The 22526-nt window shown below is 58.5% G+C and carries 20 protein-coding genes and 1 pseudogene; 10 read left to right on the top strand and 11 right to left on the bottom strand.

Features of this window, described 5'->3' with window-relative positions; genetic code table 11:
• Positions 1-1027: 1027 nt before the first annotated feature.
• The 4 genes from AC1DPR_RS09510 to dgoD form a co-directional block, all read right to left on the bottom strand.
• On the bottom strand, positions 1028-1789 hold the full coding sequence (locus AC1DPR_RS09510; protein WP_477816223.1) for a FadR/GntR family transcriptional regulator: 762 nt from the start codon (positions 1787-1789) through the stop codon (positions 1028-1030).
• A gap of 110 nt (positions 1790-1899) precedes the next feature.
• The gene (locus tag AC1DPR_RS09505) at positions 1900-2679 is read right to left on the bottom strand and encodes an SDR family oxidoreductase (protein WP_477816222.1); all 780 of its coding nucleotides are present in this window, start codon (positions 2677-2679) and stop codon (positions 1900-1902) included.
• 93 nt (positions 2680-2772) lie between these two features.
• Positions 2773-3663: an aldose 1-epimerase gene (locus tag AC1DPR_RS09500; RefSeq protein WP_477816221.1), complete on the bottom strand. Its 891-nt coding sequence runs from the start codon at positions 3661-3663 to the stop codon at positions 2773-2775.
• 76 nt (positions 3664-3739) lie between these two features.
• Positions 3740-4888 (bottom strand): galactonate dehydratase, encoded by a 1149-nt coding sequence (gene dgoD, locus AC1DPR_RS09495; protein WP_025660835.1) that lies wholly within the window; start codon positions 4886-4888, stop codon positions 3740-3742.
• A 187-nt stretch (positions 4889-5075) separates the two neighbouring features.
• Between dgoD and AC1DPR_RS09490 the strand changes: the two genes are divergently transcribed.
• The 9 genes and pseudogenes from AC1DPR_RS09490 (at position 5076) to AC1DPR_RS09450 (ending at position 15045) form a co-directional block, all read left to right on the top strand.
• Complete coding sequence (locus AC1DPR_RS09490) at positions 5076-6059, top strand: arabinose ABC transporter substrate-binding protein (RefSeq protein WP_477816220.1); 984 nt, start codon at positions 5076-5078, stop codon at positions 6057-6059.
• 65 nt (positions 6060-6124) lie between these two features.
• Positions 6125-7651, top strand: coding sequence for an L-arabinose ABC transporter ATP-binding protein AraG (araG, locus tag AC1DPR_RS09485; RefSeq protein ID WP_477816219.1), 1527 nt, complete (start codon positions 6125-6127; stop codon positions 7649-7651).
• Positions 7652-7653: 2 nt separating this feature from the next.
• Positions 7654-8604: an L-arabinose ABC transporter permease AraH gene (araH, locus tag AC1DPR_RS09480; RefSeq protein ID WP_477816218.1), complete on the top strand. Its 951-nt coding sequence runs from the start codon at positions 7654-7656 to the stop codon at positions 8602-8604.
• 652 nt (positions 8605-9256) lie between these two features.
• Positions 9257-10129, top strand: coding sequence for an LssY C-terminal domain-containing protein (locus tag AC1DPR_RS09475; protein WP_477816217.1), 873 nt, complete (start codon positions 9257-9259; stop codon positions 10127-10129).
• A gap of 167 nt (positions 10130-10296) precedes the next feature.
• Entirely contained in the window at positions 10297-10623 is a 327-nt protein-coding gene (locus tag AC1DPR_RS09470) for a hypothetical protein (RefSeq protein ID WP_477816216.1), read from the top strand.
• 254 nt (positions 10624-10877) lie between these two features.
• A pseudogene (locus tag AC1DPR_RS09465) lies at positions 10878-12196 on the top strand (type II toxin-antitoxin system HipA family toxin).
• Positions 12197-12487: 291 nt separating this feature from the next.
• Positions 12488-13054 (top strand): TadE/TadG family type IV pilus assembly protein, encoded by a 567-nt coding sequence (locus tag AC1DPR_RS09460; RefSeq protein WP_477816215.1) that lies wholly within the window; start codon positions 12488-12490, stop codon positions 13052-13054.
• Positions 13041-13634 (top strand): TadE/TadG family type IV pilus assembly protein, encoded by a 594-nt coding sequence (locus AC1DPR_RS09455; protein ID WP_477816214.1) that lies wholly within the window; start codon positions 13041-13043, stop codon positions 13632-13634. The genes AC1DPR_RS09460 and AC1DPR_RS09455 overlap by 14 nt, the downstream gene beginning before the upstream one ends.
• Positions 13635-13656: 22 nt before the next feature.
• Positions 13657-15045, top strand: coding sequence for a pilus assembly protein TadG-related protein (locus AC1DPR_RS09450; protein WP_477816213.1), 1389 nt, complete (start codon positions 13657-13659; stop codon positions 15043-15045).
• 758 nt (positions 15046-15803) lie between these two features.
• Here AC1DPR_RS09450 and AC1DPR_RS09445 read toward each other — a convergent pair.
• Positions 15804-16256, bottom strand: coding sequence for an MEKHLA domain-containing protein (locus tag AC1DPR_RS09445; protein ID WP_477816212.1), 453 nt, complete (start codon positions 16254-16256; stop codon positions 15804-15806).
• A 141-nt stretch (positions 16257-16397) separates the two neighbouring features.
• Between AC1DPR_RS09445 and AC1DPR_RS09440 the strand changes: the two genes are divergently transcribed.
• Positions 16398-16742 carry a hypothetical protein gene (locus AC1DPR_RS09440; protein ID WP_477816211.1) on the top strand — a complete coding sequence of 115 codons (345 nt, stop codon included), beginning with the start codon at positions 16398-16400 and terminating at the stop codon, positions 16740-16742.
• A gap of 234 nt (positions 16743-16976) precedes the next feature.
• On the opposite strand, the gene AC1DPR_RS09435 is transcribed toward AC1DPR_RS09440, so the two are convergent.
• The 6 genes from AC1DPR_RS09435 to AC1DPR_RS09410 form a co-directional block, all read right to left on the bottom strand.
• Positions 16977-17717, bottom strand: coding sequence for an MOSC domain-containing protein (locus AC1DPR_RS09435; protein WP_477816210.1), 741 nt, complete (start codon positions 17715-17717; stop codon positions 16977-16979).
• The gene (locus AC1DPR_RS09430) at positions 17718-18731 is read right to left on the bottom strand and encodes a GlxA family transcriptional regulator (RefSeq protein ID WP_477816231.1); all 1014 of its coding nucleotides are present in this window, start codon (positions 18729-18731) and stop codon (positions 17718-17720) included.
• Between the two features lie 16 nt (positions 18732-18747).
• The gene (locus AC1DPR_RS09425; RefSeq protein WP_192303459.1) at positions 18748-19599 is read right to left on the bottom strand and encodes an ABC transporter permease; all 852 of its coding nucleotides are present in this window, start codon (positions 19597-19599) and stop codon (positions 18748-18750) included.
• The gene (locus AC1DPR_RS09420) at positions 19596-20444 is read right to left on the bottom strand and encodes an ABC transporter permease (RefSeq protein ID WP_477816209.1); all 849 of its coding nucleotides are present in this window, start codon (positions 20442-20444) and stop codon (positions 19596-19598) included. Before AC1DPR_RS09420 ends, AC1DPR_RS09425 begins: the two co-directional genes overlap by 4 nt.
• 23 nt (positions 20445-20467) lie before the next feature.
• A complete protein-coding gene (locus AC1DPR_RS09415; RefSeq protein ID WP_477816208.1) occupies positions 20468-21559 on the bottom strand; it encodes a quaternary amine ABC transporter ATP-binding protein in 1092 nt (363 codons plus the stop codon).
• A gap of 83 nt (positions 21560-21642) precedes the next feature.
• Complete coding sequence (locus AC1DPR_RS09410; RefSeq protein WP_062368316.1) at positions 21643-22494, bottom strand: glycine betaine ABC transporter substrate-binding protein; 852 nt, start codon at positions 22492-22494, stop codon at positions 21643-21645.
• Positions 22495-22526: the final 32 nt, after the last annotated feature.

Below are 22526 nucleotides of genomic sequence, written 5' to 3'. Positions count from 1 at the left end.
GGGTGTTACCCTCTTCAACGAACGCAACAACACGGGAACGCAACTCGATCGGATGTGATTTGCCCATGACCGGTCTCCTTCCAGCTACGAAGGAATCACAAATCGGCCGATTCGAGAACCTGAATCAAAAAACGGGCGACGCGCTTTAGCTTTAGCAATTGCCCGCAATTCGCATTGACGACATCGTTGTGCTGACTGATGAACTTGTCGGCAAGCACCGAATTGATCTTTCCCGTGGTAACGCTCACAGCTAGGTGGTCGTGTTGAACGATCTTGCCTTCAGGAGTAGCTGCGGCCCATTTGCCGCCATCGCACCGAATTTACCATCAGCTCCGCCGAGCGAGCTTGCGATGTCGCGGGCAAGGCGAGAAGCAAGCGGATAGGCGACCGTGCAGGCTGAGCCATTATGGGTGTGGGTTACAACTACTGGCCCGCTAACTTTGCCGACGACATGGCTGAATGCGCCGGGGATGCCATTGACGACGGCCGCGAGACCGTAAACGGCTCTCCATCGGCATGTTTATCGCCGTCTGCAGGACACTCAAGGCTGATCCCATGGACTTGATTGGCCATTATTTCTCCGAGGGGACAGGTTAAAACTCGTCCCCCAGGAGTGAACATGAGGATCGGCTGGAGCAAGTACCACGTTCGAGCGAAGTGATCGCGGCCACCAAGTAGCTCCGGTCCAGGTTGGATATCGGGGTGAACTGGGGGCGTTTCCGTTATTGTTCGAAGCGCCGTGACTTCTGTAGTGGAAACGGAATTTCTCCACCTCAGTCAGACGCAGCTCGACTTCGGGTGAAAACCGAGCATGTTCCTTCTCTTAGAGAAGCCGAACAAAGCCGAACATGCACACCTCGCGCTCTACAGCGGATACCGCCACTAATGCGTTGAATCTTAAGCTCATTCACGCTTCGATGCCAACAACAATCGGAAGTCGTTTGCGATGCCCCGACGACACACGAGCGGGCTTCCCGATTGGACCTCCTCGATGCGCCGCCGCTCGCGACGAGTCGTGAGCCAGATGCTAGTCCTCGCCCTTTGAATCCTTGGCCTTGCGTCCGGCAAGATCGATATCGTGGGCTGCCTGTTCTATGAGCTTGCTCGCAGCCGCCCCGGCACCATCGACATCGCGCATGCGCAACGCTTCCACCACGGCGTGATGACACCGAACGGCATCGTCACGATTGAAGACGGTCTTGTTGGAGGTCTCGAACGAGTACGTAAGGGCTGCATCGATCAGGCTGCTGATCTGCCTCAGAACGGGATTGTGGCTGGCTCGATAGAGAATACGGTGAAACTCGACATCGGCAGCTGAGAACTTCTCGACGTCCTCGCTGGCTTCTTTCATGAGTTGCCAAGCGCCATCCAGGTCAGCGATCTCGCGGAGGGTCGCCCGCTCGGCGGCCAGACTGGCGGCGAGCGGCTCAAGCACACGCCGGGTTTCCAGGACTGCGCCAAGGAGGTTAGAATCGAAGAGCCCTGGTCCGTGCCAGCTGATCACCTGAGGATCCAGCAGGCTCCAATTGTCCGGGTCAGAAACGACCGTACCCACCCGGGGCCGCGTCACCACCAGACCCTTAGCGGCGAGAACCTTGATCGCCTCTCTTATGACCGTACGACTGACTCCGTACGCAGTCCCCAATTCGTTTTCAGTGGGAAGTGCAGTGCCGGGAGCGTATTTTCCCGACAAAACTTCCTCGGCTAGCGCTCTTGTCACATCGGGCATCACCCGGGGGCGCTGGCCTCCAGAAGCGCTCGTTTCTCCGATGTTTTGCGCGGAGCGCATCACGATTCTCCTCACTCTTTGACGCCACTTTTCTATCAGATCGCGGAGTCGGGAAACAAGCTAGTTAGGCCAGCGATATAAATTCATCGGACAAGCCTGACTGCGGGGACTCACGCCGGATGCTGCTGGACACTCAAGCCCCCATCTACGGTCAGGCAGGTAGCGTTCATGAACGGGCACTCGTCGGAGATCATAAAAACCGCCGCCATTGCAATCTCTTCAGGAGATGCAATTCTTCCGCCGGGATGAAGCTTCATGGTCTCGGCCTTCGCAGCCTCCGGATCAGGAAAGCTATTCCAGTAGTCGATAACCTTCTGCGTGGCGACATAGCCAGGAGCCAGCGCATTCACGCGAACGTTCTTCGCCGCATATTCCAGTCCCAGCGACTTCGTCATGCCGAGAAGCGCGTGCTTGGCCAGGGGGTATGGAAACGTATGTGGAATGATCGTGAAGGCATGGGTGGATGCGATGTTGAGGATCACCCCACCCCCCTGCTCGATCAGCCCGGGTAAAACCGCCTTCGAGCAGTTCCACGCCCCTTTCAGATTGATGTCGAAGCAACGGTTCCATTCGTCGTCTGTCGTTTCAAGCGGTTCCGAGAAAACATTGACCCCGGCATTGTTCACCAATGCGTTTATCTGGCCAAAATCGTCGGAAGCTTGGCTGACAGCCTGTCTGATCGCGGCGGCATCCGTGATGTCCACCGCGTGTGCTATCACTCGATAGCCCTCTTCTCGCAGCTTCAATGCCTCGGCGTTCAGGAGAGCCTCGTCGCGGTCGATGAGAAGCAGGCTTGCGTCTTCCCGGACAAATCCTTTGGCAATGGCAAGGCCAATGCCCTGTGCTGCGCCCGTTATCATGATGCGCTTGCCTGACAGCCGCTTCGACATAAATGCTTACCCCTCCGACTTTCCTGTGATGCCGCCATCCGGTTCACACCTGATGTGCGGCAATCGTTGTATGCCAGTACCGTATGCCATCCGTCAGCTTGTCTCGACCCGCAATCGGAAACCTCCCATAAGCGACTCGCCCGGTGCGAGAACCCTAAGCCCACCAAGGCCCGGGAAATTGTGACCGTTCGCCAGGTGAGACATGGGTTCGAAGCAGAAATAATCCCGCTTGAACCCGGGATCAAAGGTCGTGTCCGACAGGAAAAGGATAGCGTGTCGAAGTATCGGATCAGCCTCCATACTGAGAGCGACGCCATGCTCGGGCCACGAGATTCTCGCGTGGCCGCTCCAGTTCTCAAATCCGTTGTTGACCCATCGATGAGGCAGACCGATGGCTCGGCTGAAGTCCAGATCCGCTGGTATGCTCGTCCGCTCTCCCGGCAGCCATCCCTCGACCTCCGTCCAGAATGCCTCGGCGCGGGCCTCAAGTGTGGTCTGGGGCGTCAGCGGAAAATATGGATGCCAGCCGAGACCGAATGGCATTCTTTGACGACAGCGATTTTCGACCGTCATCGCGATTGTCAGGCTGTCGTCGTCGATCGTAAAGCACTGGCTCGCCAGATACTCATAGGGCGTGTGCCCGCCCCTGTGCTCGAAGCTCATCTCGATCGACCTGTCGGTCTGCCCGCCGAAGTGCCAGTCAGCTAGCCAACCGTCTCCGTGGAGGTAGTGAGGGTCCCATTCGGTATTCGGGCTAAGGGTAAACACAGCTCCGTCGAAGACAAACCTGTTGCCCCTAACGCGATTACCGAAGGGGACAAGCGGAAAGCAGGACGCTTCGGGCGCGCCTGCATCGACTTTGGGTGCAGGTCTGAGCAGCGGCACTTTCCGGCCGTCGCCCTGCTTCCACAGGCCAAGGATCGATCCCCCATGGGTGCTTACCCGAAGCGAAAGTGATCCTGAGCCGATATCCACGAGTGTCACAGCTTAGCCCTCTGCCCTCTGATCCATAACCGTCGATCGAGAAGTGTCCTCAGCTGGGCTTGAGAGGTTCGCACCATCACCACTCGGCAAAGCTGCCGTCTTCGTGACGCCAGATCGGATTGCGCCAGCGGTGACCTTCCTTGGCACGCTCGATCACGTACTCCTCGTTCACCTCGACACCCAAACCTGGGCCTTGCGGAATGCTGACGAAACCGTCGGCATAATGGAACACCTCCTTGTTGGAGATGTAGTCCAGGATATCGTTGCCCGTGTTGTAATGGATACCCAGACTCTGCTCCTGGATGAAGGCGTTGTAGCTGACAGCATCGACCTGGAGGCAGGCAGCAAGAGCGATCGGACCGAGGGGGCAATGCGGCGCGACGGCGACATCATAGGCTTCTGCCATCGCGGCGATCTTTCTACACTCTGTGATACCGCCAGCGTGGCTGAGGTCCGGCTGTATGATATCGACATACCCGTCCGCCAGCACGGACTTGAAGTCCCAGCGCGAATAGAGACGTTCCCCAAGCGCGATCGGGGTCGAGCAATGGTTGGCGATTTCCTTCAGCGTCTCGCGATGCTCGGAGAGCACGGGCTCTTCAATAAACATAAGCTTGTAGGGTTCCAGTTCCTTGGCAAGAACCTTCGCCATCGGCTTGTGAACGCGACCATGGAAATCCACACCGATTCCGACGTGCGGGCCGATTGCTTCCCGGATTGTCGCGATTGTCTGGACAGCCTTGTCGATTTTCTCGTTCGTATCGACGATCTGCATCTCTTCGCAGCCATTGAGCTTGATCGCTTTGAACCCGCGAGCGACGACGTCCCTGGCATTTGCTGCAACATCTGCCGGGCGGTCCCCACCAATCCAGGAGTAGACCTTGATCTTATCGCGTACCTGGCCGCCGAGCAGCGAATGGATCGGCTGCCCCAGCGCCTTGCCCTTGATGTCCCAGAGCGCCTGATCGATTCCCGCAAGCGCCGACATGTGGATGGCTCCGCCGCGATAGAAGCCGCCGCGGTACATCACCGTCCAGTGGTCCTCGATCAGGAACGGGTCCTTGCCGATGAGGTAGTCTGCCAGCTCATGCACTGCCGCCTCGACGGTCAGAGCACGCCCTTCGACGACCGGTTCACCCCAACCGACAATGCCCTCGTCGGTCTCGATCTTCAAAAACAACCAGCGCGGCGGGACCATGTATGTCGTCAGCTTTGTAATCTTCATCCGTACTCTCCTCAGCGCGTCGAAGTCAGCTCAAACGCGGTTCTATGGCACATCGACGCGGCATTCCTCCCGCTACCAAGGCATGTAGCCAATTTTTCATACAATAGCAATTGACTGGTATGATAAATTGAAATAGTTCATCTACATGCCAGGGAGGCATAGTGTTTCCACCAGGAGGGAGAGAGAAATGCGCATTTTTCGTGCAGCAGTTTTGTTCGGGACAGTGGCTCTGATGGCCGCAAGTTCGGCTTTTGCGGCCGACGTCAAGATTGGCTTCATCGTCAAGCAGCCCGAAGAGCCGTGGTTCCAGGACGAATGGAAGTTCGCCGACGTAGCAGCCAAGGAAAAGGGCTTCACGCTCGTCAAGATCGGTGCGGAAGACGGTGAGAAGGTTCAGTCCGCCATCGACAACCTGGGGGCACAGGGTGCTCAGGGCTTCATCATCTGCACTCCTGACGTCAAGCTTGGACCAGGCATCGTAGCCAAGGCCGCGGCCAATGACCTCAAGATCATGACCGTCGACGACCGCCTGGTAAACGCCGATGGCAGCCCGCTTGAAGACGTGCCTCACATGGGTATCTCGGCGACCAAGATCGGTGAGGCCGTTGGCCAGACGATCGCCGACGAGGTCAAGAAGCGTGGTTGGGACGTGAAGGAAGTGGGCGTAATCCGCGTCTCCTACGACCAGCTTCCGACTGCCGTCGACCGTGTGAACGGTGCCCTCTCTGTGCTCAAGGCGGCCGGGTTCCCGGAAACCAACATCTTCGACGCCCCTCAGGCCAAGACCGACACGGAAGCCGCCCTCAACGCGGCCACGGTCGTGCTCAACAAGAACGCTGGTATCAAGAAGTGGGTCGCAGTCGGCCTCAATGACGAAGCCGTGCTTGGTGCTGTTCGCGCCACCGAAACGGTTGGCATCCCCGCCGACAGCATGATCGGCGTCGGCATCGGCGGTGCGGATTCGGCAATCAACGAGTTCAAGAAGCCGACGGCAACGGGCTTCTTCGGCACTGTGATCATCTCGCCGAAGCGCCATGGCTACGAAACCGCACTCAACATGTATGAGTGGATAGCCAATGGCAAAGAACCTGAGAAGCTGATCCTGACGGCTGGCCAGCTCGCGCTGCGGGACAACTACGAGGTAGTCCGCAAGGAACTGGGTATCGAATGATCAGCTTCTAAGATGAATCCAGTCCGGCGGCTTTTTGTCGCCGGACCTTCTTATGGGATGCTGTCATGCAGGACTTTCTCGAATTCAAAGCGATATCCAAGGGATATCCCGGCGTGCAGGCGCTCGCCGATGTTTCGTTCTCTGTGAAGAAGGGAGCGGTCCACGGCCTGATGGGCGAAAACGGAGCTGGCAAGTCAACGCTCATCCGCGTTCTCTCCGGTGACCAATCCGCCGATACCGGCGAAATCTCGATCGATGGCTCGACCCAGCACTATCGCTCGGTTCGTGATGCCTTCGATGCGGGCGTTATTGTCATTCACCAGGAACTGCAGCTCGTCCCCGAACTGACGGTAGCGGAAAATCTCTGGCTGGGGCGCTTTCCCGGGAAGGCCGGGGTCATCGACCGCAGCCGCCTTACGAACGTCGTTCGAGAAAAGCTCAGCGAGATCGGGATTGAGATCGATCCCAGTGCCAAGGTGGCCTCGCTATCGATCGGCGAACGCCAGATGGTGGAAATCGCGAAAGCCGTAATGGCGGATGCTCGCGTGATCGCACTCGATGAGCCGACGTCGTCGCTGTCCTCGCGGGAGAGCGAAATTCTGTTCTCCCTGATCGAACGCCTACGCTCTCAGGGCAAGGTCATCCTTTACGTATCGCACCGCCTCGACGAGATATTCCGTCTTTGCGACAGCCTAACGGTCCTTCGTGACGGCAAGCTTGCAGCACATCACGCGGACATCACCGCTGTTACCCGCGAGCAGATTATTTCGGAAATGGTCGGGCGCGAGATATCCAACATCTGGGGATACCGGCCGCGCGAGCTCGGCGACGTCCGTCTTGAGGTCAAGGACATTGCAGGCCGCAAGCTCCGCACACCAATCCGCTTCTCGGTTCGCCAAGGAGAAATTCTCGGGTTCTTCGGCCTGATCGGCTCGGGCCGCAGCGAGATGACGCGCCTCGTGTATGGCGCGGACACACGCTCGCAAGGCTCGGTTAGCGTCGACGGCATAGAGGTAGTGGCCGACAGCCCTCCGCACGCAATTCGCGGGGGAATTGTTCTGTGCCCGGAGGATCGGAAGTTCGACGGCATTGTGCAGGGCCGCAGTATCGAAGAGAACATGGCGATCTCCTCTCGCCGGCACTTCTCGCCGTTCGGGATCCTTCAGCCCAAGAAGGAAGCCGAACTCGCCGAGCAGTTCATTGCCAAGCTGCGTGTACGCACGCCGTCCAGGAAGCAGGACATCGTCAACCTGTCCGGCGGCAATCAGCAGAAGGTGATCCTTGGACGCTGGCTGTCCGAACAGGGCGTGAAGGTTCTGATCATTGACGAACCAACACGCGGTATCGACGTCGGTGCGAAGTCTGAAATCTATGAAATTCTCTACGAGCTTGCTGCACAGGGCATGGCAATAGTCGTTGTCTCAAGCGAATTGCCGGAAGTGATGGGCATCACCGACCGGATCGTCGTGATGTGCCAGGGTCGCGTCGCAGCAGATATCGAGCGCGACGACTTCGACGAGCGGCGAATTCTCGCCGCCGCCCTCCCCGATGTGGCCAATGCCAGCGAACTCCCCAACCAGCAGGTCCAGTAGCGATGACGTCTTTGAAAAAACTCCTACTCGGCGAGCAAGGCCTCGTCGTTATTTTTGCCATCGCTTTCGCCATCGTGGCAGCAACGGTTCCAAACTTCCTCACCGAGCGAAACATGCTTGGGCTTCTGCAGTCGGTCGTCACCATCGGCATTGTCGCCTGCACCATGATGTTTTGCCTTGCATCCCGCGATTTCGACCTTTCGGTCGGATCGACCGTCGCGTTCTCGGGGATGATAGCCGTCATGGCCTCGAACGCCACCGGTTCGATCGTCCTTGGACTTATAGCAGCGCTCCTCTGTGGTGGTGCTGTTGGTCTCGTGAACGGTGTGGTTATCGCCCGGTTTCGGATCAACGCCCTTATCACCACGCTGGCGACGATGCAGATCGTTCGCGGTTTGGCGCTGATCGCATCCGATGGCCGCGCAGTCGGTATCAACGATCCCGGCTTCTACCAGTTGGCACTCTCGAAGTTCTTGGGCATCCCAACTCCGATCTGGGTCATGGCGATCTTCTTCGTGATCTTTGGCTTCGTACTGAACCGGACGGTCTTCGGGAAGAACACGCTTGCGATCGGTGGCAACCCGGAAGCGTCGCGTCTCGCGGGTGTCAATGTCTCCAGAATGCGCATCTGGATCTTTGCGCTGCAGGGACTCGTTTGCGCCGTGGCGGGTGTCCTGCTTGCGTCGCGCATCACATCGGGTCAGCCGAATGCTGCAACCGGGCTGGAACTGTCGGTCATTTCGGCCTGTGTTCTGGGTGGCGTGTCGCTCGCGGGTGGTCGTGCAGCTATGACCGGAGTGATCGTCGGTGTCCTGATTATGGGCATTGCAGAGAACGTGATGAACCTCCTCAATATCCAAGCCTTTTATCAGTATGTCGTGCGTGGATTGATCCTTCTGCTCGCCGTTCTGTTGGACAACCTGAGATCTGCTGCGGCTGAGAGGCGCGGCTGATGTGAGGCGGCGCATTACGGCAATCTCAGACCGATTCCAGCGTAAGCCAACCACGGCACCGCGTCCGAAAGCCTTTTGTGGTGAACAAGGTTTTTTTAAATCGCACGTTGGAAACGGGCATGTCGAAATCGCCGCCACCCCATATCCGCTGGGCCCTCGTCTCCTGATAATCGATTATGTTGATTATCGGATGCCAAGTACAACAGCCCATCCCGAAACCGAGGGCCAAGGTAACAGCTCCTGAGGTTTGACGGACCATACATAAATGGGAACGGCGTGCGCGGATCTCATCATGGCCTGGCTGCAACAGCAGCCCTCTCGGGAGAGGCCGGATACATTTACGCAACTGGAATCGTCGTTTTGCGATGTCGCGGCCCCTCGCACCGACGAGGCGGCCATACATTTTTTGCGAGAAGCTCGCGGAGTGCGCTGCATCCAACATCTGTTCGGAGAGCAGCGTCTTCAGCCTCGCGTTCTCGTCCTCGGTGCCTTCGGCCGCTTCGCCTCTGATACCACCATGCCGCCCGCTCGATATTGCCCACAATGAGCGACGGCGATGCTATCATTTGCACACTCTCAGGTGCTAAAATCCCCGCGACGAACAGCGAGGGCGACTGCCAGCCCATCAGACGCCAGACGAGGAGCCCGTGTCTTGAGATTGCTGACGCGCCTTTTCCGGAGGTTTCTGGTTTTCTGTCTGGGTGTACTCAGCGTTTGGCTGATCGTCTTCGTTGTTTTCGATACTGCGGACAACAGGTTTCCATGGCTCGTTGCGGTGTGCCTCACATATGGCCTGGCTGCTTACGTCATTCTTCCGAACGTGGTCCGATTGTCACTGAAGGTTCTTCATCGGGGGCTGATCCCCAGATACACGATCACGGCGGATGGCCTGCCCGGCGATCCTATAAATTTCGCCCTCATCGGCAATCTTCAACAACTACGCGAGGCCTTTGCAACGGCGGGCTGGACTACGGCCGACCATTTGGGGATCGCAAGCACGTTGCGAATGATACGCGCTTTCCTGATGAACTCTGCCTATCCCACCGCACCTTTCAGCACCTTCTATCTCTTTGGAAGACGGCAGGACATAGGATTCCAGGAGCCCATCGACGATAGCCCCCGCAAGCGCCATCACATCCGTTTCTGGGCCCTTAGTCTTGCCCATTCCGAGGACGACATGAGCACGGCGAGCTTCTGGTTGAATACCGACAGGCCATCGCCCGACGAGCGCGTTCTGTGGGTTGGGGCGGGCACCAAAGATACCGGGCTTTCTCTGACTTGGCTGACATTCCAGGTCACACATAAGACCGATGCCGATACGAACGCCGAGCGCGACTACATAGTCAATGAACTGAGGGCAAAGCAAGTAATCGGGGAGGTCGCGCGGCACCAATCCGGCTCTCGTTTGAACACCGGAAAGGTCAACCATTACATTACCGATGGTGAGATCGCGTTTGCCACCTTGACTGTCAGTGTTACGGGCGCCGGTCACGCCGGTGCCGTTGTCGGGCCGGATACACCCTGATCCGACCAACCAGACCGAATGAGTTCAAAGTGCCGGGCGCTCTTGATCGAGAGAAAGACCGAACTTGACTAAGACTTAACAAGAGAACAAACTGTGAACACACCTAATCAACCTGACCGTTCGACTGCATTCTCCACGAGAGCGTCGTCGCGGCGACGGAGTTTCCCATGCTAATGCGCGTTGAAAAACGGACCACGGAAACGGAAACAGCCTTTAACGACTGGTGGTCGGCGCAATCCAGCGATTTTAAAGCGCTTCACAATATGGATGAACTCCTGCGTGGTTTCAAAGCTGGCTTTGCTGCCGGACGGAGAAAGAAGGTTCGCCGCTTCACGTTCACTGCCGGTAAAATGAGGGTCACCGTCTGGGCCGCGAACCAGGCCACTGCAAAGGCCATGGCAATGAGGGAGGCAGACAGAAGAGCGCAAGCCATCGGTATTTCACCGCCAAAGGCTGGTTGGACATTGCGCATTGTTGGGATCGGCGCGCCGTGAGTATCGACGGACGCAGCAGCGCGGCAGCAGCAACCATTCACGTGAACCATTGGTGTTCCGTTGCTGGCTGCGAGACGTGGGGCGGTTTTGGCCATGCTTCATCGAAGTCGATTGAGACGCAATGGTGGTGCTGGGAGCACTATCCCTACAAGCCTAGTGCAACGACAGCTGTTGCAGATGCTCTAGCCACCCAGTTGCCGCAAACTGGCGACTGACAATTTTCTCGTCGTTTCTTTTTTGCTGCTGCAATGAACATGTCCTCGGACATCTCGAGGGTTAGCCGTGCCCGGTCGGCCATGAAGTCCATCGGCCGACAATGTTCGGCGCCTATCATGTACAAAATTCTGGTCGCGAACCGCCTTTATGACCAATCAAATGAACAGAATTTGACTAGAGGCCGGCCCCAATGCCAACTACCGCTTCAGGAGGGCACGATCGCCCCGATCACCGGCCTGTCGATGGCAAGCTGTATTCGCGACGCCTCGCCTGACGCCTGGGGCCGCCGGGTCATCATCAACAGGCTGACGGGCAAAAAGCCCGACGCTGCCGGCGTACCGGAGATCAGCGAACTGACCTTTCTGCTACAGTCAGGCTCCGACAGGATCGGCGCACTCGATTTTCAGGCATCGCCTACGGAGTATGTCCCCCGCCTTGCCGCGCAAGCTTCGCTCTCCGAACTCCTCGAAGCGGCCGAACTCATTGAAAGAGGCGTCCCTCTTCCCCCGGCGCTCGGCCAGGCCCTCAATCACGGCACCTCGATCGGCGGCGCGCGTCCCAAGGCTCTGATCGATGACGACACGAAGAAGTTCATCGCCAAATTCTCGGCGACCAACGACACCTACGGCGTCGTGAAGGCCGAGTTCATCTGGATGAAGCTGGCGACCGCCTGCGGTCTCAACGCCGCTTAGTCTCCATGACTCGCGCCGCACAAAAAGACGTCCTATTGATCGAGCGCTTCGACCGCACACACAAAAAGGACGGCTGGATACGCCACGGCATGGTCTCGGCCCTGACCATGCTGGGCCTGGATGAGATGATGGCCCGCTATGCCTCCTACGAAGACCTTGCCGAACTCATCCGCCACCGCTTCACCGATCTCAAGGAGACCCTCAAGGAGCTCTACGGGCGGATTTGCTTCAATGTGCTGTGCGGCAATACCGACGCCCATGCCCGCAACCATGCCGCGTTCTGGGATGGCAAGAAGCTGACCCTGACACCGGCCTATGATATCTGCCCGCAAGGCCGCACCGGCAACGAAGCGACGCAGGCCATGCTGATCAAGGGCGAGAGCCGCGCCAGCACGCTCGCCACCTGCCTTGCCGCCGCGCCGGACTATCACCTGAAAGAGGCGGAATCCGCCGCGCTGATCGAACACCAGATCAAGACCATCGCCGAGCATTGGCAAGCCGCCTGCGATCAGGCCGAACTGAGTGCCGTCGACCGCAAGCTGTTTGCCGGGCGCCAGTTTCTCAATAGCTATGCCCTTGACGGGCTCGAAGGTCACAAAGCGCTGCAAGACTCATTCGCTGCCGCCCGGGCTGTGCTGATCGCCAGCGGAGGCGTCCAGGGATGAAACGCCCAGGCGCCTCAAAGGACGCGCATGGCCGAGAGCCCCACGACCCCGCTGCTTGAGGTCGTTGTGGATACCTCGGGGGACATACCGGGCACGAGCTTGGATTTTCATGGGAGGTTCTCCCGTGAAACCGATCGCCATACTCAGACGCCTTCAGTTCGGCCGGCATGTCGCTAATTGCTGATAAAAGGCACAGTTGCATAGAATTTTATCTATCGCGTTACATTCCTATGAATGTTTCGGCGCTAGAACACCCAAAAGATCGCGGAATGGATGCGAGTGGGGTGTTTCGTGAGGGGACTTGTATTGACGCGCTTCCGCACCTCGGTGGACGGAGCGACCGCAGTCGAATTCGCAATCATCGCTCCCGTTCTTATTTTCCTGACATTCGCTATTGCCGAGTCCGGTATTGCCTTTGCTGCCGACATTGTTCTCAAAAACGCTACCTATGACGCAGCGAGGACCGGCCGAACGGGGTTTGTGTCGGAAAACTCGACACAGGATGCGACCGTAAAGGCGAAAATTCGCAACCAGGCGGGCGTATTCATGGATGCCGACAAGCTCGTCATCACCAGCCTGTCCTATAAGGGCTTCGATGCTCTCAAAAAGCCCGAGCCATTCACAGACAAGAACGGCAACGGCGTTCGCGACGATGGAGAAAACTTCACCGACGTCAATGGGAACGGTGTCTACGACATCGACCAGGGGGCGAACGGCTACGGCGGTACGGCACAAGTCGTCCTCTACACCGTAACCTACCCATGGACCTTCCACACTCCCGTCCTCAAGCAGCTTGTTGGCAACGACGGCACCGTCGAACTGACGGCAACAGCGGTGGTGCAGAATGAGCCGTACTGACCTGATCTCCAAGCCCTTGCGCGTCCTCTCTTCCATAGCCCGTCGGCTGGCGGCAAACGACGAAGGCGTCGCAGGTATCGAAATGGCGATCATCACGCCCGTGCTGCTGCTCCTTCTCTGCGGCGGCAGCGAAGTCAGCCTCTATGCCCGCTCGCACTTCCAGACAGCGCAGATGGCATCGACGGTAGCGGATGCGGTTGCGCGCTACGAAGCGATCACGTCGTCGGACATCACTTCGATCTTTTCGGTGTCGTCCGAGGTCATGGGAAACGAAGACTTCAAGGAGAACGGCTACGTGATCCTGACGTCGGTTTCCCGCACGGGCGGCGCGGCACCGGTCGTTGCCTGGCAGTGCAAGGGCGGCGCTGACGCCCAGACGAGCAAGATCGGGATCGTTACCAAGGCCGCCACACTTCCGGGCAACCTCACCCTCGATGCGACCGACAATGTGATCGTCGCCGAGGTCTTCTATCGCTACACCCCGCTATTTTCCAATTTTACGCCGGTCGAGACGCAGCTCTACAAGACGGCGGTCTTCCGCCCCCGTCTCGGCAGCCTCACGAGCGCGCCCGGTTGCTAGTCCACAAGGAAAGGATGATCCAATGTCGTTGATGTCCATGATCTCCCGCTTCCGCAAGGCCGAGGAAGGTGCCGTCCTCCCCTTCGTCGGCATCGTCAGCCTGGCACTGATCGGGGCAACGGGGTTCGGCATCGACGCGGCCCGCCTGATGCTTCTCCATTCGAGCCTTCAGCGCGCCATCGACGCCGGCGCCCTTTCGACCGTCGCCAAGCTGGACACCGCCACCATCGACGTGGAACTGCGAAAGTTTGCGGTCGCCAATTTCAACAATGGGGAGATTGGCGGGACGCTCGACAGCCTGACCTGGACCATCAGCTCGGACAACAAGACACTGACCGTCAAGGCATCGGCCAGCGCTCCCGCGACGTTGATGAAAATCCTCGGCGTCCAGACGATCAGCACCAGCGCGGAAAGTATCATCGAACGATCGACCAGCGGCCTTGAACTGGCACTTGTTCTCGACAACACCGGCTCCATGAAGGGAACGCCGCTCACGAGCCTCAAGTCCGCGGCCAACACACTGGTGAACATCCTTTACGGCAACGACGAAGTTGCCGAAAACCTCTATGTCGGCATCGTTCCGTTCTCGCAGTCGGTCAATGTCGGGACGAGCCATACCAGCTGGATGAAGTCCGGCTCCATCGCCGCGCTCGATTGGGGATCGACATCAACGGGTGGCTCATGGGGTGGCTGCGTCGAGGCGCAGGCCGTAAAGGCCGACGACATTTCTGATGCGATTCCCTCCAGCAAGCCAATCACGCCCTACTATTGGCGAGACGGCACGGATAACAACTGGATCAGCGTCGACCAGAATGGCAAAAAAACATACGTCAAGACTCTCACCACGTCCCTCGGCCCCAACAAGAACTGCCCGGCCCAAGTGACGCGCCTGACGCCCAAGAAAGCAACGGTGGTTGCCGCCATCGCGGCGATGAAGGCGGTGGGCAACACCCACATCAACTTCGGGGCCGTGTGGGGTTGGCGGATGCTGTCTCCCAAATGGCGTGGTCTCTGGGGCGGCGACATGTCGACCTACAATCTGCCTCTCGACTACTACACAAAGAACATGAACAAGGCGGCAGTCATCATGACGGACGGCGAGAACACGATGTCGGCAGACGTCTACAGCGCTTATGGCTGGCTGGCCGACAAGAAACTTGGGACGAGCAACGAGACGGCCGCGGAGACGGAACTCGACAACCGTCTGACCTCGGTCTGCACGGCGATGAAGAACTCCGGCATCATCATTTACACGATCGCCTTCAATGGGCCCAGCGAAGCCACCCAGGACCTCCTGCGCAACTGCGCCAGCCAGAACGCCTTCTTCTTCAACTCGCCGACTACGGCCGCGCTTCAGTCGGCCTTCAAGCAGATCGGGGATTCACTCTCCAATCTCCGTGTCAGCAAATAGACATCGTGCGATCGTGTCGAATGCCTCCTCATCCGACGCGGATCCACAATATGTCCGATGTCCTACTGTAGGAAACAGATGCTGGCTGCCGATGGGCACTCTTCACTACTGAGAGCAACACGGTCACATCTTCGGCTGTGTTATCCGGCTGTCCCTTTGGGAAGATCGTCCTGATCCGTGTCGGAGCGGATCGACGCAAGTTCGAGGCGGCAGCCTAAGCTCGCAAGATTGTCCGTGGCGGGTGGTGTTCTCGCGGCTACGCGAATGGAGCTGACGCGCGTATCCCCGCAGTCGGACGAGGCCGCCATCTCTCGCAAATGTAGCTTGCGCGCATCACCGATTCTTGACCCATGCGTGTCAAAGCCTCTTGCGCGATTTGTGATGCGTTCGCGCCAAGGGCTACACAATGAAAGTCGCATTGTTCGAAGGGTTGGTCTGCCGCAGTCCTTCTAATCGTCCTCGCCGCCATCAACCCCTATGGCAGGCACGTTGCTGATCCGATCACAACCGCCTCGATCTCGACTCCATTTCCGTAGATTCTGCAAAGGCGTCTCGTGCGCAATTCGACGTGGCGTGGTTGGTAAAGCAAGAAGCAGGGACGCAATCGCAATGGCACGAGGAGACGAATGGGTAAGTGTCGTCTCGCGAGTTTCATGCCGACATCAAACGACGGAAACACCAGGTGATTGCCGTGGAACTCCAAGTCGCTGACCAGGCAATCCGGCATGCCATTGGTCCCGGTGCGCTCCCCAATAAGCTTACGCTTCCGTCCAGCTGGAGAACGTGGCAGCCTGCCCCAGCCGCATTCCGGCTTCTGACCGCAGTTCCCAGACGAGCCCGTCCTCCATCCAAAAATGCGCGCCGGACTTGCGAACTCTAAGCCCACGATAATTCGCGATAAATCCGTGCCGTGCGACTTCATCGAGAAGCGCCTGGCGCTCCAGTCGATCCGGAGCTTCAGCAGATAATCGAGAAGGCAATTTCGTAAACTCCTCCCACGAGTATCCGAAACATCGCTGTGCCGTGCGATTTGCATAAATGAACCGAGGATCCGGCTCGGTATTGTGGGCGACAACCACAAATGGGGCGTCGAAGTAGAGCCATTCGGCTCCCTGCCCTGGCTCAACAAGCGGTCGGCCGACAGCACGCAGAAAGCTTTGCGCAAGGAGTTCGAAGAAGGCTTGACTGGTTGAAGGCTCATCAGGCGACATTTGGCTACTCCCGTTTAGGCTCTTGTTGAGACGCGCCATGATGCCGCCGACTTTGACACCAAGAACCAGGATAAGGTCGCTGGCGTGTGATCCGGCCACCTTAAGCTATTTTCAAATCCACTACCCGATATCGGAGTTGCAATGAAAACGATACTTACCTGGGCAGTCATGGCCTCTTGCGGCGTTGCCGCTCTGTTGCCGATGGCCGCGCCTGCGGCTGCCCAGGAGTGGCGAAGGCCACACTATGATAATCCGCCGCCTCCACCGCGGCGCCATCACCATCACGACAATGGCGCCGCGATTGCCGGTGGTCTGGCTGCCGGCGTCATCGGTGGGTTGATCGGTGGCGCGATCGTAAACAACAGCGGGCCGCGCTACATCGATCCGGCGCCTCCACCACCGCCGCGTTGCTGGTTCGAAGACCGGCGGGTGCCGAATGCCTACGATGGTGGATGGCATATGGAGAGCTTGCGCGTCTGCCAGTAGCAATTGGCTGATGTTTCTCTGGTCTCAGCGCCTCGTTGCAACGCGAACGTGGCGCTGGCCACGGCCTGGCGAGGACTGCAAACGGGTGCGAGCTTGAAAACTACTCACCCGCCAAGGCGAAGTTTCCATCCTGCTGGTTTCACGTTCAGTGTTGGTCGGTCATGTCGGCCTTCGCTGGCGGCCCAAAGGTTCAACGAGGATGACAGCCTTAAGCTGAGGGATGCAGCCGGACGGTCATGCGGAAATGAAAACGGCATCTCCAACACGGACAACCCCTGGCTCGTTGGGTCGGCAGTAGACGCCCATGTTGCGGTTACCAAACTTCATCACATTTCGGAGGATTTCCGGATCGTTCTCCAGTCCGTCCTGAGCGATGATCGTAAACCCGCATCGTTTGGTCGGTGCAATCACCGTTGCGCGGACATGTCCTATACTTACAGGTGCATCGACCCACTGCAATTCGGCGAAGCCGGAGAGATCCGGCTCGGTTTCAAGAAAAATGTTCGGGCGAAATCTGCGCCGGTCGGGATCTCCGTTGGGATGGATGGCCTTCAAATGGTCGACCGACGCGCTTGTGAGAAGGTGAAGCGGCGAAACGTCATACCGGTCGATGGCGAAGATGGTTCGATCATCCGCCGGCCTTGCGCGTTCATAGGGCATTACAGTTGCCTCGAACTCGAAGAACCCCGTGAGAGCTTCCGTCAGCCCCGGCGCATCGACGGACAGCCAGTCGTGGCCCGGTAACTTGATTTCCACGGTGCCATCCGAGATGGTCCTCGATCTGATGAAGATCGCTTTCTGCCATCGCTTGTCGCGCTCAGGATGAGCAACGACACCCGTCGCTGCATCAACGAGCGCAAGCCGACGATCGCCGACGACACCGGTCGACGTGACCTCGCATTGCTCGATCAGTTCGCCTGCGGTGGAACTGACTGGGTAGCGCCACAACTCGCTGATTGTTCCGACCTTGCGCATCTATTGAAACCCCAGTGCAGAGGCCCGAAGTTGCGTTGGCGTCTGGCCGAATATGCGTTTGAACGTGCGGGTGAAGTGGGAGGCGTTCTCGTATCCGACATCGAGCGCGATTTCGATCAGGGAGGCCTTCGATTGCACAAGCAGCGCGCGTGCCCTCTCCATTCGAACGCGGGTATAGGCTTTCGCGGGAGACATCCCCGCCTTCTCCAAAAACAGTCTCTCGAGCTGTCGCCGCGACAGGCGAACTGACGTCGCGAGCCTGGGAATGGTCATGCCCCCCTCGACATGTTGCTCCATCAGGATCATTGCCGCCTTGACGCGGTTATCTTCGTAGTCGTCGTGTAGCGGGCGCCGGGGCTGAATGTCGCCGGCGGAACGCGCCTTCTCGATCTGGAGGACCTCCAAGGCATTTCTCTCAGCCTCCCGGCTGATGTACCGCCGCACCAGGGTTGCCGCGATATCGGCCGCACTGCTGCCGCCGGCACAGGAACCGCGTTGACGATCCAGATTGAATATCCGATCCGACCGCACGGCGAGATCGGGAAAGCGCTCGCGAAACTCCCTGTAGTGAAGCCAGCTCACGCAGGTCTCGTGGGTGGTCATCAGTCCCGCATCGGCAAGAATGAACGATCCGGTGCAGAGACCGATCAACGGGATTTTGGCGGCATCCGCACGCTTGAGAAACCTGATCGTATCGTGGTCGACCGGATCCTTCGCCGTGAGAAGCCCACCAACGACCACAATGTAATCGAACCTCGCCGGGTCCACGAAATCAGACGTCGGGGCCACCTGCACACCACAGCTGGAGGCGATCAGATGCCTCGTACTTCCGAGCACCTGCCAGTCCGCCATCACGCGTCCGGAACGATCATGCTCGTCGCTGGCAAGCCGCAGCGTATCGACAAAGAGCGCGAACGCCGAAAGCGTGAAAGACCGGGCAAGAACAAAACCAACCTTCAGTCGGCTGGCGGATTTGCCGACGGCTCCTGCCTGCCGATAGCCTTCCGGTCGCATCTCAATCTCCATCATGTCAGGCCGCCCGAGGTCCTCTGTCGCGATCGAAAAGACCACGGCTCACTCGATCGAGCAAGAGCGCAACAGCTACGATTGCGAGACCCGCGCGCAAGCCCAGTCCCATTTCCATGCGGGTCAGACCGCGCGTCACCTCGGCGCCAAGGCCACCTGCCCCGACCAGGCCCGCCAGAACGACCATGGCCAGGGAAAGAAGAATGCATTGGTTGAGGCCGACCAAGAGCGTTTGCTTGGCGAGCGGAATCTCAATCTTCCAGAGCACGGAACGAGGGGGCGCTCCGATGGCGCTGCCAAGCTCGACGTATTCGTGCGGCACCTGGTTGAATGCCAAAGTCGTCAATCGCAGCATCGGCGGAATACCGTAGACGATCGTTGCGATGATGGCCGGCACCCTCCCAAGGCTGAAGATCATCACAGCGGGGATGAGATAAACCCACGGCGGCACGGTTTGCATCACATCGAGGACTGGGCGCACGAAGGCCTCGAGGGTCTTGTAGCGCGAGCAGAGGACGCCAATCGGAAACGCGATGAGCACGGAGATCAAGACAGCGACCGTCACCAGTGCGACGGTCTGCATCGATGCCGTCCAAAGCCCCACGATCAGGCAGAACCCCAGGCACAGGCCGGCAAGGATAGCCGCGCGAAGATTGACCGCAAGGAAGGCCGCGACGACCACAATCGCAATAAGGGCGAAAGGCGGGACGAACAGGAGTGCTGCCTCGATTGCCGACAACACTGCCTCCACCACATAGCTGATTGCAGCGAACAAGGGGTGCAGGTTCGTGTTCAGCCAGTCGACCGCCGGAGCGAGGAAAGCCCCTGGCGAAAACTTGAGTATCGAAGGGTTCATGAATGCCTCCCTGCGCCAAGCCGGCCCGCACTTTGGGTCATGCGGTCGATGACCATGGTCAGAACGACGATGGCGATCGCCCCGTTGATGGATGTCGCAATGTCGAGCGTCCGGATTGCGCCGTAGATCGTTTCGCCAAGGCCGCCGGACCCGACGATGCCGGCGATGACGACCATGCCGAATGCCATCATCAGGCTCTGGTTGATGCCAGCCATGATGCTGGGAAGAGCAAATGGCAGGCGGATCTTGAAAAACATCTGGCTCGGGCGCATTCCGCTTGCCTCACCAAGCTCGATGAACTCCCTTGGCGTCATGCGGATACCAAGCGAGGTCAGCCGGATTGCAGGCGGCATGGCAACCACGATGGTAGCGATAAGCGCTGTCGCGGGGCCGTAGCCCAAGAGTGCGATGGCAGGCAGGAGATAAATGTACGGCGGAAGCGTCTGGATCAGGTCCAGGCCCGGTTCCATGAACCGGTCGAGTGCCGTAAAGAAGCCTGCCAGTATCCCGACAGGGATGCCGACCGCGAGCGCAATCACCGTCGCCGTCAGAACCAGTGCCAGGGTGCTCATCGTTTCGGACCAGAGCCCCATGGAAAAGCACAGGAAGAGCGCAACGCCACTGAGTATCGCAAACCAGGCGTTCACCAGCCGCCAGCCCACCAGCGCCACCACGATTGCGACGATGTAGAATGGCGGAAGCTGCAGCAACCAGAGGATCCCATCGTAGAGGCCCTCAAGAACCCACCTGACGTAGTCGAAGAGGGATTCTCCGTTTTCGCTTACCCACTCGAGCGCGGTGTCTGTCCATTCGTCGAAGATGTCTGTGAAGCTTGATATGTCCATGTCACTCAGCTCCCGTTCTGCGATCAGGCGGCCACGCGATCGCTGTTGGAGGTGCCCTTGACGCCCATGAGGAGGCTGCGCGGCGTGACGACGCCGACAACCTGATCGTTGTCGACGACGGCGATAGCGTCGCGGTCTGTCTGCATGGTCAACGTGATCAGTTCGTCGATGTCGGCGTCCGGCGTGGTTCGCACCAGCGATGAGATGTCGTTGTGTGGCTCGCTGCGCTGAAACTCGCTGACGCTGTGCATCACCGAGTGCGCCTTGATCAGATGAAGTCGCGATATGCCTGCGACGAACTCGGCGACATAGTCATCCGCCGGATTGAGAATGATCTCCTCGGCGGTACCCGTCTGGATAATGACGCCATCCTTCATGATGGCGATGCGATCGCCGATGCGGATCGCTTCGTCGAGGTCATGGGTGATGAAGACGGCGGACTTGCCGAGCGATTTTGTGAGTTGGCGAAACTCGTCCTGAAGCTGACGACGGATCAGCGGATCAAGCGCGCTGAAAGGCTCGTCCATGAGGATGATTTCCGGATCGGAGGCAAGCGCGCGGGCAAGGCCGACGCGTTGCTGCATGCCGCCAGACAATTCCTTCGGGTAACGATCGACCCAGTCTGCCAGGCCGACCGTCTCCAGCGCAGCCTTGGCGGTCTTGTTGCGTTCGGGCTTGGAGATACCCTGAACTTCCAGCCCAAAGGCCGCATTTTCGAGCACCGTACGGTGCGGGAGCAGCGCAACGCTTTGAAATACCATGCCGATGTTCTTGGCGCGCATCTGCCGGAGGTCGCCCGGAGACAAGGCGGCAATATCCTTGCCCTTTACGAACACCTTTCCGGCGCTTGGCGTGATCAGCTTGTTGAGCAATCGGATGAGCGTCGACTTTCCGCTGCCGGACAGGCCCATGATGCAGAAGATCTCGCCGCGCCGAACCTGCAGGCTGGCGTTGGAAACGCCGACGACGCAGTTGAACTCCTTCAGCACGTCCTTCTTGCCAAGTCCGCGCTCGGTGATCGATTTCATGGCGGCGGCGGACTTGTCTCCAAAGACCTTCCAGAGGGATTGGCAGTCAATCAGGACTTCATTGGTATCGGCATTTGCGGCTTTCATAGCGATCCCCTTGAGCCAATTGGTGCTGGCTCTTGTCGTTGGGCTTCAAGGGCCGTCCGACCGGATCGGACGGCCCTGCGCAACTAGTTCTTCTTGATGTTTTCCCAGCGCTTGATCAGGTCAGCGTGCGCTGCGATCCAGCCCTCGACGGCCTGATCCATTGTCTTGCCGTCCTTGACCTCGCCGTTGATGGCGGTGATGTCGGCGATCGGAACGTAGACGCTTGCCATGACCTCACGGGCGTGAGGGTTCTCTTCGGAAAAGCCTTTCTGACCGATCCAGTAGTAGCTCTGCGGCGGTGGGAAGACGCCCTTCGGATCCTTGAGGTACTTCACCTCGTATTTCTGGACCATCCATGACGGCTCCCAGATCGTGACGGCGATCCACTCCTTGCGGTCATAGGCCGACTTGAGCGCCGCCGTCATTGCAGCCGTGCTGCCTTCGACAAGCTGCAACTTGATATCGTAGTCCTTGACGGCGTTGGAGGAGTCCCGCATCAGGCCGGCGCCCGGCTCGATGCCGATGATCTTGCCGCCAAACTTGTCGGCGTTCTCATTGAGCTGTTCCAGAGAGTCGATCGGAACGTATTTCGGGACGGCGATGCCCTGGTAGAGGCCGTGCGAAACCGGTGAGATCTTCTCCAGACGGCTCTTGTTCTTGTTCCAGTAGTCCTGAGCGACATAGTCCGTCTGCGAGGTGAGAACCTGGATGTCGCCCTTGGCAAGAGCAGCATAGGCGATGCCCCATTCGGAGAATTCGGTCACCTTGACGGTATAGCCAGCGTCTTCGAGAACCTTCTTGGTGATACCGGTGATCGGCGTCAGGTCTTCCCATGACATCGTGCCCATGGTGATCGTCTTTTCTTCCGCCCGGGCAGGAAGAATGCTGATCCCGACCATCGCAGCCGCGCAGAGCGCTTTCCACAAAGCCTTCATTGTTCTTACTCCTAGTTCTTTGTTCCCATTTT

The organism is Rhizobium sp. 01T417, from assembly GCF_056398905.1.
This window is presented reverse-complemented; position numbering and strand designations above follow the sequence as displayed.

What these genes read in the sequence shown, in the direction of transcription:
- AC1DPR_RS09455 (WP_477816214.1), top strand. Translation starts at nt 13,041, where the DNA reads ATGAGCCGTACTGACCTGATCTCCAAGCCCTTGCGCGTCCTCTCTTCC.
- araH (WP_477816218.1), top strand. Translation starts at nt 7,654, where the DNA reads ATGACGTCTTTGAAAAAACTCCTACTCGGCGAGCAAGGCCTCGTCGTT.
- AC1DPR_RS09410 (WP_062368316.1), bottom strand. Translation starts at nt 22,494, where the DNA reads ATGAAGGCTTTGTGGAAAGCGCTCTGCGCGGCTGCGATGGTCGGGATC.
- AC1DPR_RS09505 (WP_477816222.1), bottom strand. Translation starts at nt 2,679, where the DNA reads ATGTCGAAGCGGCTGTCAGGCAAGCGCATCATGATAACGGGCGCAGCA.
- AC1DPR_RS09415 (WP_477816208.1), bottom strand. Translation starts at nt 21,559, where the DNA reads ATGAAAGCCGCAAATGCCGATACCAATGAAGTCCTGATTGACTGCCAA.
- AC1DPR_RS09510 (WP_477816223.1), bottom strand. Translation starts at nt 1,789, where the DNA reads ATGCGCTCCGCGCAAAACATCGGAGAAACGAGCGCTTCTGGAGGCCAG.
- AC1DPR_RS09435 (WP_477816210.1), bottom strand. Translation starts at nt 17,717, where the DNA reads ATGCGCAAGGTCGGAACAATCAGCGAGTTGTGGCGCTACCCAGTCAGT.
- AC1DPR_RS09440 (WP_477816211.1), top strand. Translation starts at nt 16,398, where the DNA reads ATGAAAACGATACTTACCTGGGCAGTCATGGCCTCTTGCGGCGTTGCC.
- AC1DPR_RS09450 (WP_477816213.1), top strand. Translation starts at nt 13,657, where the DNA reads ATGTCGTTGATGTCCATGATCTCCCGCTTCCGCAAGGCCGAGGAAGGT.
- araG (WP_477816219.1), top strand. Translation starts at nt 6,125, where the DNA reads ATGCAGGACTTTCTCGAATTCAAAGCGATATCCAAGGGATATCCCGGC.
- dgoD (WP_025660835.1), bottom strand. Translation starts at nt 4,888, where the DNA reads ATGAAGATTACAAAGCTGACGACATACATGGTCCCGCCGCGCTGGTTG.
- AC1DPR_RS09425 (WP_192303459.1), bottom strand. Translation starts at nt 19,599, where the DNA reads ATGAACCCTTCGATACTCAAGTTTTCGCCAGGGGCTTTCCTCGCTCCG.
- AC1DPR_RS09430 (WP_477816231.1), bottom strand. Translation starts at nt 18,731, where the DNA reads ATGCGACCGGAAGGCTATCGGCAGGCAGGAGCCGTCGGCAAATCCGCC.
- AC1DPR_RS09470 (WP_477816216.1), top strand. Translation starts at nt 10,297, where the DNA reads ATGCTAATGCGCGTTGAAAAACGGACCACGGAAACGGAAACAGCCTTT.
- AC1DPR_RS09490 (WP_477816220.1), top strand. Translation starts at nt 5,076, where the DNA reads ATGCGCATTTTTCGTGCAGCAGTTTTGTTCGGGACAGTGGCTCTGATG.
- AC1DPR_RS09445 (WP_477816212.1), bottom strand. Translation starts at nt 16,256, where the DNA reads ATGTCGCCTGATGAGCCTTCAACCAGTCAAGCCTTCTTCGAACTCCTT.
- AC1DPR_RS09420 (WP_477816209.1), bottom strand. Translation starts at nt 20,444, where the DNA reads ATGGACATATCAAGCTTCACAGACATCTTCGACGAATGGACAGACACC.